Source organism: Flavobacterium sp. (genome assembly GCF_036405015.1).
Taxonomy (GTDB): domain Bacteria; phylum Bacteroidota; class Bacteroidia; order Flavobacteriales; family Flavobacteriaceae; genus Flavobacterium.
Window position 1 is genome coordinate 1 of the sequence record NZ_DASWYK010000065.1, and the last position, 16,859, is coordinate 16,859.

Genomic DNA, 16,859 nt, shown 5'->3' on the forward strand with positions numbered 1-16,859 from the left:
TATTCGCAACAACAATCCTCTAAAAGAACCCAAAACATACATAAAAAACAACAAAAACCTTAAAAGCAAACGTTTTCGTTAAAAATAATATTTATTCATGATAAAAAAGTATCACTATAAAATTCGTTTCAATCCCGAAAAATCTTCACGATATTGACTAGGCGTACAGTTTTTTGTAGCCTTAAAACTGCGATTGAAGTTCGCGATATTATTAAAACCAGATTTAAAAGCCACTTCAGAAACACTCATATCTTTTTCTACCAGCCAGCGAGCCGCATAACCAATTCTGATATCATTGATATAATTCACAAAAGTCTTTCCTGTTCGTTTTTTAATAAATCTATTAAACGAAATGATCGACATACTAGCAACATTGGCCACATCCTCTAAAGTAATTTTTTCAGCAAAATGTTTCTGAACATATTCGTAAACCAATTTCATTTTATCATAATCATCAAACGTATCATAATCTACAGTATATGTTGAAAGCAAACGCTGATTTCTAGAATTTGCCAGATCATATAATAAAGAAGTAATTTCCAAAAAATAATCCATACCATCTAATTTAGAAAGCCTTACAAGTCTTGGAGTCAATTCTTCTGCGGTTTTTTTTGAAAAAAGAATACCATGAATAGATCTATTAAACATATCTCGAATCGGATTCATAATACGTCTAGACAACAAAGATTCATGAAACAAATCATTATGAAACTGAATGGTAATTTCGTGAATTTTTTTACTCGTACATTTATTCAGCTCCCATCCATGATATAAATTAGGACCAATTAGAACTAATTCAACATTATCAATTTCTTCAATATTATCTCCCACAACTCTCTTTACTCCTTTACCATTTAGAATAAAATTAATCTCAAATTCCGGATGATAATGAACCGGGAAATCAAAGCTGTCTTTTACTCGGTCAAAAACCAAAAAACTATCACTTGCAGCAAGGGGCGCAATTTCTCTATAAAAATTTTTCGTAGCACTCATATTAAAATCTTGTATCAGAAAAGGAATAATTCGCTTTTTTGACTGCAATAATATGATATATAATTGATAAAATAATATTGATTAGACGATATTCATACAATTATCTTTGAAAAAATTAATTATCAATTTCTTAAAAAGAGCTTTAATAATAAACATTAATCATTTTTAATTAAATATCTTTTTATAGTTTTAATAATTTTCAACGCAAATCGTTAAAGAATTTTCGAACAGAATTATCAGTAGATTTAAAAATCGTAAATCATTGTATCTTTAGCATTTAGCACAATTAACAACCAATAATTCGACAATGAAAAAACATTTCATCATACTTCTGACAGCTGTTTTAACTAGCATTTCATGCGAATCGCAGAAAAAGGCGAGTAATACAAATTTGTCACTTTCAGATCAAAAAGCAACTTTAGAGACAAAAACACTTTATAAAAATCTAAACATTTTATCGCATAAAGGTTTTCTATTTGGTCATCAGGATGATTTGGCTTATGGAGTAAAATGGAAATATGAAGATGGAAGAAGTGATGTAAAAGACGTTGTTGGCGATTATCCGGCAATTTATGGTTGGGATATTGCAGGTTTAGAAAATGATAGTCCAAATAATATTGACGGAGTTCCTTTTGCAAAAATGAAACAATATATTATGGAAGCCAATTCAAGAGGTGGTATTTCAACCATAAGCTGGCATTTTGATAATCCAGCAACAGGAAAAAATGCCTGGGACAACACTCCTAATTCCTTAAAAACTATTCTTCCTGGAGCTGAAAACCATAAGAAATTCACTTCATGGCTAGATAAAGCTGCTGTTTTCTTCTTGTCTTTAAAAGATAAAAACGGAAAAAATATTCCGATTCTATTCAGACCTTTTCATGAACTTACTGGAGGATGGTTTTGGTGGGGAAAAGGCAATTGCACTCCAGAAGAATTTAAAACAGCTTGGAAATTTACTTTCGACTATCTTCAAAAAAAAGGAGTTCACAACTTAATATATGTTTACAATACGGGCAGTTTTGCAAATGAAGCAGATTATTTAGCCAATTATCCAGGTGATAATTATGTAGATATGTTAAGTTTTGACAGTTATCAAAACAATAATGATCCTGATGGACAAAAATTTATTGGCGAAGTTCAGAATCAGTTTAAAATCTTAAATAAAATCAGTGCTGAAAAACACAAATTAATGGCATTGGCAGAAGCAGGTTACGAAGCAGTTCCAGATCCAAAATGGTGGACAGGAACTTTGTTAAAAGCAATTGGAGATTATAAAATTTCTTATGTCTTATTATGGAGAAATCATGGCTGGCAGGAAAAAGAACAGAAAATGCATTATTATGCTCCGTTTTCTGGACAGGCAAGCGAAAAAGATTTTATCGATTTTTATAATCTGAATCAGACTATATTTGAAAAAGACATTAAAAAAGCTTTAAAGTAAAACTCAACTTAAAACTAAAACCTCAAAAAATTAACCAATGCACGACAAAATTAGTTTAAAAGAAAAAATCGGTTACGGACTTGGAGATGCTGCTTCCTCTATGTTCTGGAAAATTTTCAGTATGTATTTATTGTTTTTTTACACCGATGTTTTCGGATTGGCACCTGCTATAGTTGGAACCATGTTTTTAATTACCCGAATCTGGGATTCCTGTTTTGATCCAATTGTTGGAATTCTGGCTGACAGAACCAAAAGCAAATGGGGAAAATTCAGACCTTATTTACTTTGGGTAGCTATACCTTTTGCCATAATCGGAGTTTTAACCTTTTACACACCAGATTTTGACGAAAAAGGAAAAATCATTTATGCTTATGTGACTTACTCACTAATGATGATGATTTATTCTCTAATCAATGTTCCTTATGCCTCTCTTTTAGGCGTAATGTCTTCTGATAGAAAAGAAAGAAACACACTTTCATCTTATCGAATGGTTTTTGCTTTCGGAGGAAGTCTTTTAGCCCTTTGGTTAATTGAACCTTTGGTTAATTATTTTGGTGGAAACCTTAATTCTAAAACTGGTTGGCTGGCAACAATCGCCGTTTTCGGATTCATTACTACCATCTTTTTCTGGGCGTGTTTCCTTTTCACCAAAGAAAGAATCAAACCTATTGCAGACGAACAAAATAATTTAAAAGAAGATTTAAAAGATCTTCTAAAAAATAAACCTTGGTGGATTTTACTTGGAGCTGGAATTGGAGCTTTGGTTTTTAACTCCATTCGTGATGGTGCTGCAGTTTATTATTTCAAATATTATGTAAGCAGCGCAATCAAATTTGATTTTTCGCTTTTTGGAAGTGATTTTTATATGACACCAACATCAATCTATTTGGTTTTAGGACAAGCTGCAAACATCATCGGAGTTATTATTGCAACACCAATTGCTAATAAAATTGGTAAAAAGAAAACCTTCTTTGGAGCTATGGCTTTAGCAGCAATTTTAAGTCTCATTTTCTATTTATTTGGAAAAGAAGACATTTACTTAATTCTGATTTTTCAGGTTTTAATTAGTATTTGTGCGGGTTGTATTTTCCCATTAATCTGGTCTATGTATGCTGATAGCGCCGATTATTCTGAATGGAAACAAGGACGTCGTGCAACAGGATTAGTTTTCTCAGCCTCTTCAATGTCACAAAAATTTGGATGGACCATTGGTGGTGCTGGAGCGGGATGGCTTTTAGGTTATTATGGTTTTCAGGCCAATGTTGAACAAACTGCAACAGCTCAAAACGGAATTCAATTAATGTTAAGCATACTGCCTGCAATTGCAGCAGCAATTTCGGTAGCTTTTATAGCATTTTATCCATTATCAGAAGAAAAATTACAAATTATAGAACAGGATTTAAACGAAAAGAGAGATCAAAATCATTAAAAATTACAGATACAGAAATCAATTGATATGACAACAATAACATCTTCGCTGACTTTTCAGGAAAGAAAAACGGCATTAGAAAACGAACATAAAACACTACTTGAACGTAAAAACAAACCCAAACAAGCAGTTGGAAACGGAATTTACGTGCGCTATGAAAACCCTGTTGTAACAGCAGAACATGCTCCCCTAAGCTGGCGTTTTGATTTTAACGAGACAACAAATCCTTTTTTACAAGAAAGAATTGGAATCAACGCTGCTTTTAACGCTGGTGCGATGAAATGGAAAGGGAAATATCTGCTTGCCGTTCGCGTAGAAGGAATTGACCGAAAATCGTTTTTTGCAATTGCTGAAAGTCCAAACGGAATTGATAATTTCAAATTCTGGGACAAACCTTGCGTAATTCCACAAACCAACGAACCAGATACAAATGTGTACGATATGCGTTTAATTCATCACGAAGATGGATATGTCTATGGTATTTTCTGCACAGAAAGAAAAGATCCAAAAGCACCAAAAGGCGACACAAGTTCGGCTGTTGCCAATGCTGGAATTGTACGTTCTAAAGATTTAATAAACTGGGAAAGACTTCCAGATTTAATTTCAAACACTGGACAACAACGAAATGTAGTTTTACATCCAGAATTTGTAAATGGAAAATATGCTTTGTACACACGTCCGCAAGATGGTTTTATCGATGTTGGATCTGGCGGCGGAATTGGTTTAGGTTATGTTGAAGACATGAAAAATCCAATTGTAAAAGAAGAAAAAATCATTTTCGGAAAACAATATCACACTATTTATGAGTTAAAAAACGGTCTTGGCCCTGCTCCAATTAAAACCTCAAAAGGTTGGCTGCATCTGGCGCATGGTGTTCGTAATACTGCTGCAGGATTGCGCTATACTTTGTATATGTTTATGACTGATTTGAATGATATTGCAAAAGTAACTCATGTTCCAGCAGGTCATTTTATGGGACCTGAAGGAATTGAAAGAGTTGGTGATGTTTCGAACGTTTTATTTTCTAACGGATGGATTGAAGATGAAGACGGTACAGTTTACGTTTATTACGCTTCATCAGATACACGCATGCATGTTGCAGTTTCATCTGTCGATCAATTGGTCGATTATGTAACCAATACTCCTGCTGATACTTTTGTTTCTTCAGGTTCTGTTCAGACTATTATTAATCAAATCGAAAGAAATAACGCAATTTAAAATATCGTGTCATTACAATTAAAGCTTTTAAAATCGGAACTAACTGCAGAACTGGATTCTATCCTAAAATATTGGTCAGAACGTACTATTGATGATCAAAATGGTGGTTTTGTAGGGCAAATCGATTTTAATGATCATCTGATTTCAAATGCAGAAAAAGGTTCGGTTTTAAATGCCCGAATTCTCTGGACATTCTCTGCCAGTTACGCAACCACGAAAAACGAAAACCACAAAATACTGGCAGAAAGAGCATTTGAATTTCTTGCAGCTTACTTTTATGACACTCAATTTGGAGGTCTTTTTTGGAGTATTAATGAGGATAAAACTCCAAAAGACACCAAAAATCAGATTTATGCTTTGGCATTTGCCATTTATGGCTTATCTGAATATTATGCGATTTCAAAGAACGAAAGAGCATTAGAAATTGCTAAAAATTTATATTCAAAAATTCAGGAACATAGTTACGATACAGCTAACAAAGGTTATTTTGAAGCCTTTACCAGAGATTGGCAGGCAATAGACGATTTACGTTTGAGTGCAAAAGATGCCAACGAAAAGAAAACGATGAATACTCATCTTCATATTATTGAAGGTTATGTGAATTTATATAAAGTCTGGAAAGATGAAAAACTGCTTCAAGACATTCTCGAATTATTAAAAACAATTGAACAGCATTTTATTAATACTGAAACGGGACATTTGCGTTTGTTTTTTGATGAAAATTGGAAAGAAAAACCAGATGTTATTTCATACGGACATGATATAGAAGCGGCCTGGCTTTTACAACAATGCGCCGAAATTTCAGAAGATCAGACTTTGATTGCCAATTTTAAAAAATATGCCATTCAAATTGCAGAAGCAACCAAAGAAGGTCTTGATATTGATGGTGGTTTATGGTACGAATTTGATTCCGAAAAAAACGAATTAATTCCCGAAAAACATTGGTGGCCACAAGCCGAAGCTTTAATTGGTTTTTACAATGCTTATCAATTAACAGGGAAAGAAGAATATCTGGATATTGTTTTTAAAATCTGGAAATTCACAAAAAAATACATGATTGACCAGCAAAATGGCGAATGGTATTGGGGAGTTTACCAAGACTATTCTATAATGAAAAAAGACAAAGCCGGATTCTGGAAATGCCCTTATCACAACGGAAGAGCTTGTATTGAACTTATACAGCGAATTCAAGATTAATTTTATTCATTTCTAACTCTAATTTTAAGTCATTATGAAACTTTTTTTTCTTTTTAGTTTATTCCTGATCTCAATAATTTCAGATGCTCAAACCAATCTTATAAAAAACGGAGGTTTCGAATATGACTTAACCAATTGGAACGGACAGGAAAATGGTGCGCTTTCTCCTTACGACAAAAAATCTGGAAAAAACAGCGCTTTAATTAATCAGTATACTGGTGCAGAATGGAGAGCTTTTGACCAAACCGTTTCAATAGCCAAAAATACATATGCAGTAGAATGCAGTGCCTGGATGAAAGCAGAAGGAATCGAAAACCAAAAAGAAGATTATAAAGCTGCTGCCGTGATCATCGAATTTACAAACAGTGCAGACAAACAAGTGGGTACAGAAACAATTGCTAGAGCAAAAGGAACAACTGATTGGGTGAATTACAAAAAAGCCATAAAAGTTCCCGCTGATGCAAAGAAAATAAGAGTAATGCTCGCATTGGCACAAACGAATGGTACTGTATTTTTTGATGATATAAAAATTACAACATTGTCTGAAGAAGCATTTTCAAAATTGAATTCTGAAGCTAAATAAACCAAAATGAAAAAATCCATTTTTAAAATCGCTTTGTTGAATTTCTGCATTTTAGTTTTAGCAGCTTGTTCTTCAGATAAAGATTCAACCGATGAAGTTATAGTTGATCCGCCAACGCAAAGCGATCCTTTGACCACTCAAAATGTTTTGACTTATATGGTCGATGCGAGCGCTACAAAAGAAACTCAGGCACTTTTTTATAATTTAAAAAGACTTGGCGAAACCAAAACCGCTATTGGACAGCAAGATGCTTTTAACAGTTTTTATCAAGACGCTGGAGGCTACTCCGACATTAAAAAAAATACAGGTTTTGATCCTGCCGTTTTAGGTTCTGATTTTATGTTTATAACCGATAAAAACAACAACGAACAATTGAACAATTGGTTTTATCAGCAAGAACTAAAAATTGTCTCGGATGTTAAAGCCGCTTACGCGAAAGGAATAATCAACACTTTCAGCTGGCACTTGAGAGAACCTTACAAAGAAGATTCTTTCTACACAGCCGATATGACCGCAGATCAGAAATCGACTGCTTTTAGAAGTATCCTGCCAGGTGGAGCAAACAACGAATGGTACAAAAAGAAACTTGACAAAGTCGCTAGTGTAATTTCGAATTTAAAAGGTTCAAATGGAGAATTGATTCCGATAATCTTTAGACCTTTTCATGAATTTGATGGAAGCTGGTTTTGGTGGGGAGCTAATTTTTGTACCGCAGAAGAATATAAAAAAGCTTATCAGTTTACAGTTGATTATCTCAAAAATACAAAAGGAGTTCACAATATTTTATACGCTTATTCTCCTGATAATTCTTATTCAACAGTTGAAGATTATTTAACTCGATATCCAGGCGATAAATATGTTGATGTTTTAGGAATGGATAATTATGGTGATTTAAACAGTGGAAATGATGGATACAATAGAGCTAACGCAAAACTAAAAATGCTTTCTATTGCTGCCAAAACCAGAGTAAAAATCGCAGCTTTGACTGAGACAGGATATCAGGTTACAGCAACCACACCGCCAATAAACAATTGGTTTTCTACCAATCTATACAATGTTTTACATGACAACAGAACATTTGATCTTCAGTTTAACACTATAAGTTATGTCATGTTTTGGAATAATACTAAAGATGGCTATTATGTTCCAAATGGTACAGTATCAAATGCAAGTGATTTTAAAACATTTGCCGAAAAATCAAAATCGGCATTATTGAATTCATTACCGAAAATGTACGAAATGCCGAAATAACTTTTTTGTTTCAGGTTTAATTTCAAGTTGAAATCAGAACGTCTTAAATAACGTAAAGCCCTAGCCCTGATAGAAGTGAAAATCCTTTTGTGGCGGGGTTCGCCACAAAAGATTGTAACGGATAGCAGGATTAGCTCCTTAAAATACAAATTATGAAAAATCAATTTTTTAAAATCTTTTCTTTAACCTTGATTTTTGTCGCAATGGCTTGTCAAGCACAGGAAAGAATTACCGTGAGAGGAAATGAATTTTATAAAGGTGACAAACCTTACGCTTATATCGGAACCAATTATTGGTACGGAAGTATGTTGGCGTCTAAAAAATTAGGTGATCGTAAAAGACTCTTACGTGAACTGGATTTCATGAAAAAAAACGGAATCGATAATTTACGTGTTTTGGTTGGTGCAGATGGCGGAAAATATGATTTCACGGTTCGTCCAGCTTTGCAATATGAACAAGGAAAATACGACGAAGATTTATTGGACGGATTGGATTTCTTGATCAACGAAATGAGCAAACGTAAAATGTATGCGGTTTTGTACTTGACCAATAACTGGGAATGGTCTGGCGGTATGTCACAATATTTAGAATGGAATGGAAAAGGGCCTGTTCCGGTTCCGAATATTCCGCCGAATACTTGGCCTCAGTTTATGTCGTATACTGAACAATTTCATAGTTGTGAGCCTTGCATGGAAGCATTGAACAATCATGTGAAATTTATTATTGGTAGAACAAATGCTTATTCTAAAAAGAAATACAACGAAGACAACACCATTATGGCTTGGCAAGTTGGAAATGAGCCTCGAACTTTTACTCCAGAAAACGAAGCAAAATTTACCAAATGGCTGAATAATATTGTGGATTTAATTGACAGTTTAGACAAAAATCATTTGGTTTCTACAGGTTCTGAAGGAAAAAATAGTTCTAACGACAGTATGGAAATCTTTGAAAGAACGCACCAAAATCCGAATATTGATTATTTGACGATGCACATTTGGCCAAAAAACTGGAATTGGTTCAAAGCCGATAACGCTGAAACTACAATGCCCTCAACGATTGAGAATGCAGGAAAATATATTGACGATCATATTAAAGTGGCCAACAACCTCAAAAGACCAATTATCATAGAAGAATTTGGACTTCCGAGAGAACATGAAAATTTAAATGCGGGCGCACCTTCTGTTTATCGCGACCAATTTTACAGTTATATTTTCGGAAGAGTGGTTGAAAGTCGTAAAAATGGCGGTCCGCTACAAGCAGCAAATTTCTGGGGTTATGGCGGTGAAGGAAAAGCAATTCACCCTGATGGAAAATGGAATCCCGGAGAACCTTTAACCACAGATCCTCCACAAGAACCACAAGGTTTAAACTCTGTTTTTAATGGCGATAAATCTACTCTAGAAATTGTAAAAAAATACAATTTACAGTTACAGAAAAAATAATTTTCACCATATAAGTAATATAAGTTCATTTTAGTCAGATTTAATCTGTACATATTATGCTGAAATCTCTTTAAATCTGCGTGAAATATTTTTTGCGCATACATTATCTCACGCAGATTTAAAAAGATTAATACAGATTAGATTTTTTATTGAATAAAACTTATTAAATGAACTTATATCACTTATATGGTTTCAAAAAAAATAGCATGAAAAACACATTTATTCTTTTTTGTTTTCTATTCGTAAATCTTTCTTTTTCTCAGAAGAAACAGGATTTTACGGTGACTTCTCCTGATGGAAAAATTGACGTCAAAATTAATGTTGCTGATAAAATTAGTTGGTCGATTTCACATCAAAAAGATTTGATTTTGGCTCCATCTGAAATGTCTTTAACTTTAGACGGAAATGTCGTTTTAGGAAAAAATCCAGTTGTTTTAAATTCGAAAAAAGAAACCGTAAATACTTCGTTTGAAACACCTCTTTACAAAAAGAAATCAGTTCAAAATCATTACAATCAACTGACTTTAAATTTTAAAAATGATTTTTCTATTGAATTCCGCGTTTTTGATGATGGTGCAGCGTATCGATTTATCACCAAAAAGAAAAAAGATATTACGGTTAACTGGGAAGAAGTCGTTTTAAATTTTGATAAAGATTACAGTACTTTGATGCCCTATGTGAGAGATTTAAGAAATCCGAAAGACCAGTTTATTTCTTCTTTTGAATCGCATTATGAAAACAAGAAAATAAGCGAATTTTCAAAAGATACTTTAGCCTTTTTACCATTTTTAATTGATTATAAAAACCATAAAAAAGCTGTTTTTTTAGAAGCTGATTTAGAAGATTATCCAGGATTATTTGTAACGAATAATAACGAAAAAAAAGGATTTGAATCTCGTTTTTCTAAATATCCTATACAAGAAACCAACGGCGGATTTAACTACCTCAACAAACTAATCACCGAAAGAGCCGATTATTTAGTGAAAACGAAAGGAACAAGAACTTTTCCGTGGAGAGCAATTGTGATTTCTGAAAATGACGCTGCTTTAGCCAATAATGATATGGTTCAGAAATTAGCCGAACCTTCACGTATAAAAGATATTTCGTGGATAAAACCCGGAAAAGTAGCTTGGGATTGGTGGAACGATTGGAATATTTACAATGTCGATTTTAAAGCTGGAATCAATACGCAGACATACAAATATTATATTGATTTTGCTTCTAAAAACAAAGTCGAATATGTGGTTTTGGATGAAGGCTGGAGCGTAGAAACCAACATCATGAAACACAATCCAAATGTTGATTTGGAAGCTTTAATCGCCTACGCGAAAGAAAGAAACGTTGGCATTATTTTATGGGCTTCTTGGATGGCATTAACTAAAAATACAGAAGCCGTTTTTGATAATTATGCCAAATTAGGAGTTAAAGGTTTTAAAGTTGATTTCTTAGACCGTGACGATGCTAAAATGGTAAATTCCGTTTATGACATTTCGCAAAAGGCAGCAAACCACAAATTAATTATTGATTTTCACGGCATGTATAAACCAACCGGAATTCAAAGAACTTTTCCAAATATTTTAAATTTTGAAGGTGTAAAAGGTTTAGAAAACAATAAATGGACGCCAAATGATGATGTTCCGTTATATGATACCACAATTCCGTTTATCCGAATGATGGCGGGTCCAATGGATTATACGCCGGGCGCAATGCGAAATGCCACGAAAAGTGAATTTAGACCAAGTCATTCCACTCCGATGAGTCAGGGTACAAGATGTCATCAATTGGCATTATATACAATTTTTGAAGCACCTTTGCAAATGATGGCCGATAGCCCAACTGCTTTTATGAAGGAACAAGAAAGCACTGATTTTATTGCTAAGGTTCCAACTGTTTTTGATGAAACTGTCGCTCTTGACGGAGAAGTTGGAAAATTTGTTTCAATGGCAAGAAAAAAAGACAATATCTGGTATTTTGGAGCAATCACAAATTGGGATTCAAGAGACATCACAATTGATTTTTCTTTCCTTGAAAAAGGCAAAAAATTCCAAGCTGAAATTTTCTCTGATGGTGTAAATGCTGATAAAGCTGCTGTAGATTATAAAAGAGAAATTATTACCGTTGAATCTACAACAAAACTAAAATATCGATTGGCAAGTGGCGGAGGTTTGGCAATGATTATTAAATAAATCTAGAAACCTAACAGGTTTTAAAAACCTGTTAGGTTTAAATATCAAGATAAAATCTTCTCAATCGCATTCAATTCATCATGAGAAAATTCAGTATTCTCCAAACAATCAATATTGTTACACAATTGCTTTACTGAACTCGCTCCAATTAAAACCGATGTAATCCGTTTGTCTTTTTGCAACCAAGCCAAAGCCATTTGCGCCAAAGATTGATTTCTATTTTGAGCAATTTCATTTAATTGAATTAATTTCTGAATGCGTTCCTGTGTCACCTCATCTTCTCTCAAATGTCCGTTTGGATTATGAGCACGTGAATTTTCAGGAATTCCGTTTAAGTATTTATCCGTTAAAAGTCCTTGTGCCAAAGGCGAAAACGCAATACAGCCAACTCCTTTTTCTTCTAAAACATCGAGTAAACCATCTTCAACCCAACGTTGCAACATCGAATATTTCGCTTGATGAATTAAACAAGGAGTTCCCAATTGTTTTAAAACATCAACAGCAACTCTAGTTTGTTCAGCAGAATAATTACTGATTCCAACATACAAAGCTTTTCCGCTTCGAACAGCATGATCTAAAGCCATCATCGTTTCTTCAATTGGAGTTTCAGGATCTGGACGGTGTGAATAAAAAATATCAACGTAATCGACATTCATTCGTTTCAAACTCTGATCTAAACTGGAAAGAAGGTATTTTCTAGATCCCCAATCTCCGTAAGGGCCTTTCCACATTGTATAACCAGCTTTGGTAGAAATTACGATTTCATCACGCAGATTTCCCTGAAAATTATGCCATAATATTTTTCCGAAATTCTCTTCAGCAGAACCTGGAACTGGACCATAATTGTTGGCTAAATCAAAATGAGTAATTCCTTTATCAAAAGCTTCAATCGCAATACTTTCAGCATTTTCAAAATTATCTACTGAACCGAAATTATGCCATAATCCTAAGGAAATCTCCGGAAGCAATAAACCACTTCTGCCACATCTGTTATATTTCATGTTTTTAATTTGTAAGGTTGAAGGTTAATAGATTTTAAAAATACGAAATTTTGCCACAAAGGCGCTAAGTAACTAAGATTTTATCATTAAATTAAATCGCCAAGAATTCACGAATTTTAAAAAAAATAATTCGTGAATTCGTGGCGAAAAAAAAAACTTTGTGTCTTAAAAAACCTTATTCAGTTATCTCAAAACCACTCTGCAAACCTTTATCAGAGCTTCCTCCAACCATAATTTTAAAAGTTCCTGGCTCTACAAGATATTTTCCTTCATTATCATAAAAACCAAGTTCCTTATCCGTTAAAGTAAATTTTACCGTTTTAGTTTCTCCTTTTTTAAGATTTACCAATTCAAATCCTTTTAATTCTTTAATTGGTCGAATGATGCTTGCAAATTCATCATGAATGTACAATTGCACCACCTCTTTTCCGTCATAATTTCCAGAGTTTGTAACCTCAACGCTTACTTGAACTTTTTCACCTTTTGCAAAAGAAGTTTTATTTAATTTCAGGTTTTTATAATCGAAAGTCGTATAGCTCAAACCAAAACCAAACGGAAATTGCGGTGTTTTTTCCACATCCATATAATGTGACCAGAAAACGTTTTTATCGCTGTCTATAGGTCTTCCTGTGCTGTATTTGTTGTAATAAATTGGAACTTGACCAACATTTCTTGGAAACGACATTGGCAATTTCCCACTCGGATTATAATCTCCGTATAAAACTTGAGCCACTGCATTTCCAGCTTGCGTTCCTAAATGCCAAGCCTCAACAATTGCTGGAATATTTTCTGCAGCCCACGGAATACTCAACGGACGACCATTATTTAAAACCAAAACTACATTCGGATTTACTTTGTAGATTTCTTCTAATAATTCTTGCTGTAAACCTGGCAAATTCAAATCGGTTCTACTTCTTCCTTCACCGCTTTGAAAACCGTATTCACCCAAAACCATTACCACAACATCGGCATTTTTTGCTGCTTTTTTCGCTGCTTCAAAACCGCTTTTATCAGTTGTATTAAAAACAGTTTCCGTTAAGAAAGTTGCTTTTTGTTTTAATAAATCAGCACCTTTTTCAAAAACCAATTGATTGTCTTTATATTGTTGCATTCCTTCTAAAACAGAAATGGCAGTATCGTCAGAAGCAGCAATTCTCCAACTTCCTAACGGACTATTTTTATCATTTGCCAAAGCACCAATCAAAGCGATTTTTTGTCCTGATTTTTTTAACGGAAGCAAACTCTTTTCGTTCTTCAATAAAACGATCGATTTCTTCGCCATATCCAAAACGCCTTCATTATTAGCTTTGCTTCCAACCACTTCTTTTTCGCGTTTTTCATCACAATATCTATACGGGTCATCAAATAATCCTAGCTCAAATTTCACACGAAGAATTCTGCGAACCGCATCATCAACCAATGCTTCTTTTACTTTTCCAGATTTTACCAAATCAACCAATTTCGCAACGTATAAATACGATTCCATATCCATATCAGAGCCTGCATTTACAGCTTTTGCTGTTGCATCAGCTTCGTCTTTTGCATAGCCATGTGCAATCATTTCGCGGATAGAAGCATAATCCGAAATTACAAATCCGTCAAACTTCCATTTTCCTTTTAAAATGTCTCTTTGCAAAAAGGCATTTCCAGTTGCCGGAACACCATTTAAAGTATTAAACGAATTCATAAACGTACGAACTCCCGCTTCAACCGTCGCTTCAAAAGGAGGCAAAACCGAATTATACAATTTAGAATTACTGATATCTACAATATTATATTCCAAACCTGCTTCAACATAACCATAAGCTGCAAAGTGTTTCGCGCAGGCGGCAATGGTATTTACTTTAGCCAAATCAGCAACTGTTTCTCCCTGAAAACCTTTCACACGCGCATAACCTACTTTGCTTCCTAAATACGGGTCCTCTCCAGCGCCTTCCATCACACGTCCCCAACGTGCATCGTTTGCCACATCCACATTTGGTCCGAAAGTCCAATTAATTCCAGATGCCGAAGCTTCATCAGCCGCAATCGCCGCCGACTTTTTAATCGCTTCTAAATCCCAACTTGCCGCTTCTGCTAGCGGAATCGGACTTAACGTTTTATAGCCATGGATTACATCAAAACCAATAATAAGCGGAATCCCCAAACGAGTTTCTTCAACTGCAATTTTCTGCACGGCACGAACTTCTTTTACACCGCGAACCGTAAGCATCGATCCTACTAAACCTTTTCTTAAATGTTCGTATTTTAATTCGGCTGTTCCGCCTTTTGGTGCAGGACCTGTAACATCCCAAAAACCATTATACTGGTTCATTTGCCCTACTTTTTCCTCCAGCGTCATTAACGGTAAAAGCAAATCGATACGCTGCTCAACAGTTTTATTCTTATCCAAATACGGCTTTTTTTGTGCATTCATATTTCCAACAGTAAACAGGGACAAAACCCCGATAATGATTATTTTTTTATTTTTCATGGTTAGTTTTTTTAAAGCTTCTAAGGTGCTGAGATACTAAGATTCTAAGTTTATTATTTTGGGCGTGTCCCTTCGGGTCGGGCTATCTGTTACAAGTCCTCGCACTTCCTTCGTCAGGCTCCGGGCTTTCCACTTCTATCCCTCACGCACACGTTTTCAAAAGAAAATCTTCGTTTTTTTTTACATCATGCAAAAAATCTACATTCTAAAATCTAAAATTTTATTCCTCAGAACTAAAACAAGAAGCAGGGAGATTCGCTTTATTAAACAAATCCGACTGCGTCGTATTTCCCCAGGCAAACCTTACTTTCTCGGGTTTAGGAACTTTTTTGCTCGTTAAAATAATTTCATTGTTTTTTATCTGAGCTTCTGCGGGAAAGAAAGCTCCATCAGCACCAGCCACTTCAAATTGATTCGATTTTTTGTCTTTAAAATAAAGTCCGTCAGCATAATCGAAAGAAACGGTTACTTTGTTTTTTTCAATCTTACTATTTTTAAACAATGGGCCATTTACCAAATTAGAATTGGTTTTATACGTTTCTGTCAAAGCCAAATTCGCCAAACGAATTCCGACTGATTTTTTATTCTTTGGATGAATATCAATCGTATCCGAAATATCACTGATTACTACCATTCCGGTCTTAGAAACTTCTTTCAGCAATTTTCTCTGTGAATTTCGAACCGTTACATTAGAGAAATTATTGCTTCCCGATTTAAATGGCGCAATCTGAACATAATAAAACGGAAAATCATCCTTCCACTCTTTTCGCCATGAAGTAATCAAAGCACCCAACGTTTTATCATAAACCAAAGAACCCACATTTGACTCGCCTTGGTACCAAAGCGTCCCTGCAATTTTAAATCCAACAATTGGATAAATCATCGCATTGTAAGCACGTCCCGGTTGTCTTGGTCCGTATTCTTGTTCGTTGAGTTTTTTAGCATTTTCTAATAAAAGAGGATCATTGTTTACCACATCTTCTTGCATCCAAATTTCTGCAGGAGTTCCGCCCCAATTCGAAGAAATCAACCCGATTGGAACATTTTTTAAATCTTCGCGCAGACGTTTGGCAAAAAAGTAGCCAATCGCACTAAAATATTTCATGGTTTCTGGAGTCGATTCTGTCCAGTTTCCAAGCAAATTATTCTGCGGACTTGTAGCAGTCAATTTCGGAACTGTAAAAAAACGAATATTCGGATTCGTTGCGTTTTTTGCTTCTTCTTCACCATCATCAATTCCCCAACTTACCGACATTTCCATATTCGATTGTCCTGAACAAAGCCAAACTTCTCCAATTAAAATATTTTTTAAAACCACTTCATTGTAGCCTTTTATAACAATCGTAAAAGGTCCGCCCGCTTCTGGAGTTTTAATTGTCAATTCCCACTTTGCTTGATTATTGGCAACCGCTTTATATTCTTGATTGTTCCAGCTCGAAACTAATTTTATTTCTTCCTTAGGATTTGCCCAACCCCAAATTTTCACTTCAGAGTTGCGTTGTAAAACCATATTGTCACTAAAAATATTCGGAAGCGAAACGTTTGCCATCATAGTACTGGAAATCAATAAAAAGAAAACAAACTTATAGATATTATTTTTCATTTAGCAACTTCTTTAAAAATGGTGCATATTCGTTTGCCA

At 34.5% G+C, this 16,859-nt stretch carries 12 protein-coding genes; 8 read left to right on the forward strand and 4 right to left on the reverse strand.

Annotated elements, in window-relative coordinates:
- Nucleotides 1-114 precede the first annotated feature (114 nt).
- On the reverse strand, nt 115-993 hold the full coding sequence (locus VGE71_RS05535; protein ID WP_331137414.1) for an AraC family transcriptional regulator: 879 nt from the start codon (nt 991-993) through the stop codon (nt 115-117).
- 307 nt (nt 994-1,300) lie between these two features.
- Between VGE71_RS05535 and VGE71_RS05540 the strand changes: the two genes are divergently transcribed.
- From VGE71_RS05540 to VGE71_RS05575, 8 genes are all read left to right on the forward strand, one after another.
- The gene (locus VGE71_RS05540) at nt 1,301-2,437 is read left to right on the forward strand and encodes a glycoside hydrolase family 26 protein (RefSeq protein ID WP_331137415.1); all 1,137 of its coding nucleotides are present in this window, start codon (nt 1,301-1,303) and stop codon (nt 2,435-2,437) included.
- Nucleotides 2,438-2,474: 37 nt separating this feature from the next.
- Nucleotides 2,475-3,866 (forward strand): MFS transporter, encoded by a 1,392-nt coding sequence (locus VGE71_RS05545; RefSeq protein WP_331137416.1) that lies wholly within the window; start codon nt 2,475-2,477, stop codon nt 3,864-3,866.
- 27 nt (nt 3,867-3,893) lie between these two features.
- Nucleotides 3,894-5,084, forward strand: a complete 1,191-nt coding sequence (locus VGE71_RS05550; protein WP_331137417.1) for a glycosidase — start codon at nt 3,894-3,896, stop codon at nt 5,082-5,084.
- 6 nt (nt 5,085-5,090) lie between these two features.
- Nucleotides 5,091-6,281 (forward strand): AGE family epimerase/isomerase, encoded by a 1,191-nt coding sequence (locus VGE71_RS05555; protein ID WP_331137418.1) that lies wholly within the window; start codon nt 5,091-5,093, stop codon nt 6,279-6,281.
- A 34-nt stretch (nt 6,282-6,315) separates the two neighbouring features.
- Nucleotides 6,316-6,864 carry a carbohydrate binding domain-containing protein gene (locus tag VGE71_RS05560; protein ID WP_331137419.1) on the forward strand — a complete coding sequence of 183 codons (549 nt, stop codon included), beginning with the start codon at nt 6,316-6,318 and terminating at the stop codon, nt 6,862-6,864.
- A gap of 6 nt (nt 6,865-6,870) precedes the next feature.
- Complete coding sequence (locus VGE71_RS05565; protein WP_331137420.1) at nt 6,871-8,115, forward strand: glycoside hydrolase family 26 protein; 1,245 nt, start codon at nt 6,871-6,873, stop codon at nt 8,113-8,115.
- Between the two features lie 152 nt (nt 8,116-8,267).
- Nucleotides 8,268-9,557, forward strand: a complete 1,290-nt coding sequence (locus VGE71_RS05570) for a beta-mannanase (protein ID WP_331137421.1) — start codon at nt 8,268-8,270, stop codon at nt 9,555-9,557.
- A gap of 206 nt (nt 9,558-9,763) precedes the next feature.
- Nucleotides 9,764-11,743: a glycoside hydrolase family 97 protein gene (locus VGE71_RS05575; protein WP_331137422.1), complete on the forward strand. Its 1,980-nt coding sequence runs from the start codon at nt 9,764-9,766 to the stop codon at nt 11,741-11,743.
- A gap of 44 nt (nt 11,744-11,787) precedes the next feature.
- Here VGE71_RS05575 and mgrA read toward each other — a convergent pair whose 3' ends face one another.
- The 3 genes from mgrA to VGE71_RS05590 form a co-directional block, all read right to left on the reverse strand.
- On the reverse strand, nt 11,788-12,744 hold the full coding sequence (gene mgrA, locus VGE71_RS05580) for an L-glyceraldehyde 3-phosphate reductase (RefSeq protein WP_331137423.1): 957 nt from the start codon (nt 12,742-12,744) through the stop codon (nt 11,788-11,790).
- Nucleotides 12,745-12,919: 175 nt separating this feature from the next.
- On the reverse strand, nt 12,920-15,217 hold the full coding sequence (gene bglX, locus VGE71_RS05585) for a beta-glucosidase BglX (RefSeq protein ID WP_331137424.1): 2,298 nt from the start codon (nt 15,215-15,217) through the stop codon (nt 12,920-12,922).
- Nucleotides 15,218-15,437: 220 nt separating this feature from the next.
- Complete coding sequence (locus tag VGE71_RS05590; protein WP_331137425.1) at nt 15,438-16,820, reverse strand: sialate O-acetylesterase; 1,383 nt, start codon at nt 16,818-16,820, stop codon at nt 15,438-15,440.
- Between the last annotated feature and the right edge of the window lie 39 nt (nt 16,821-16,859).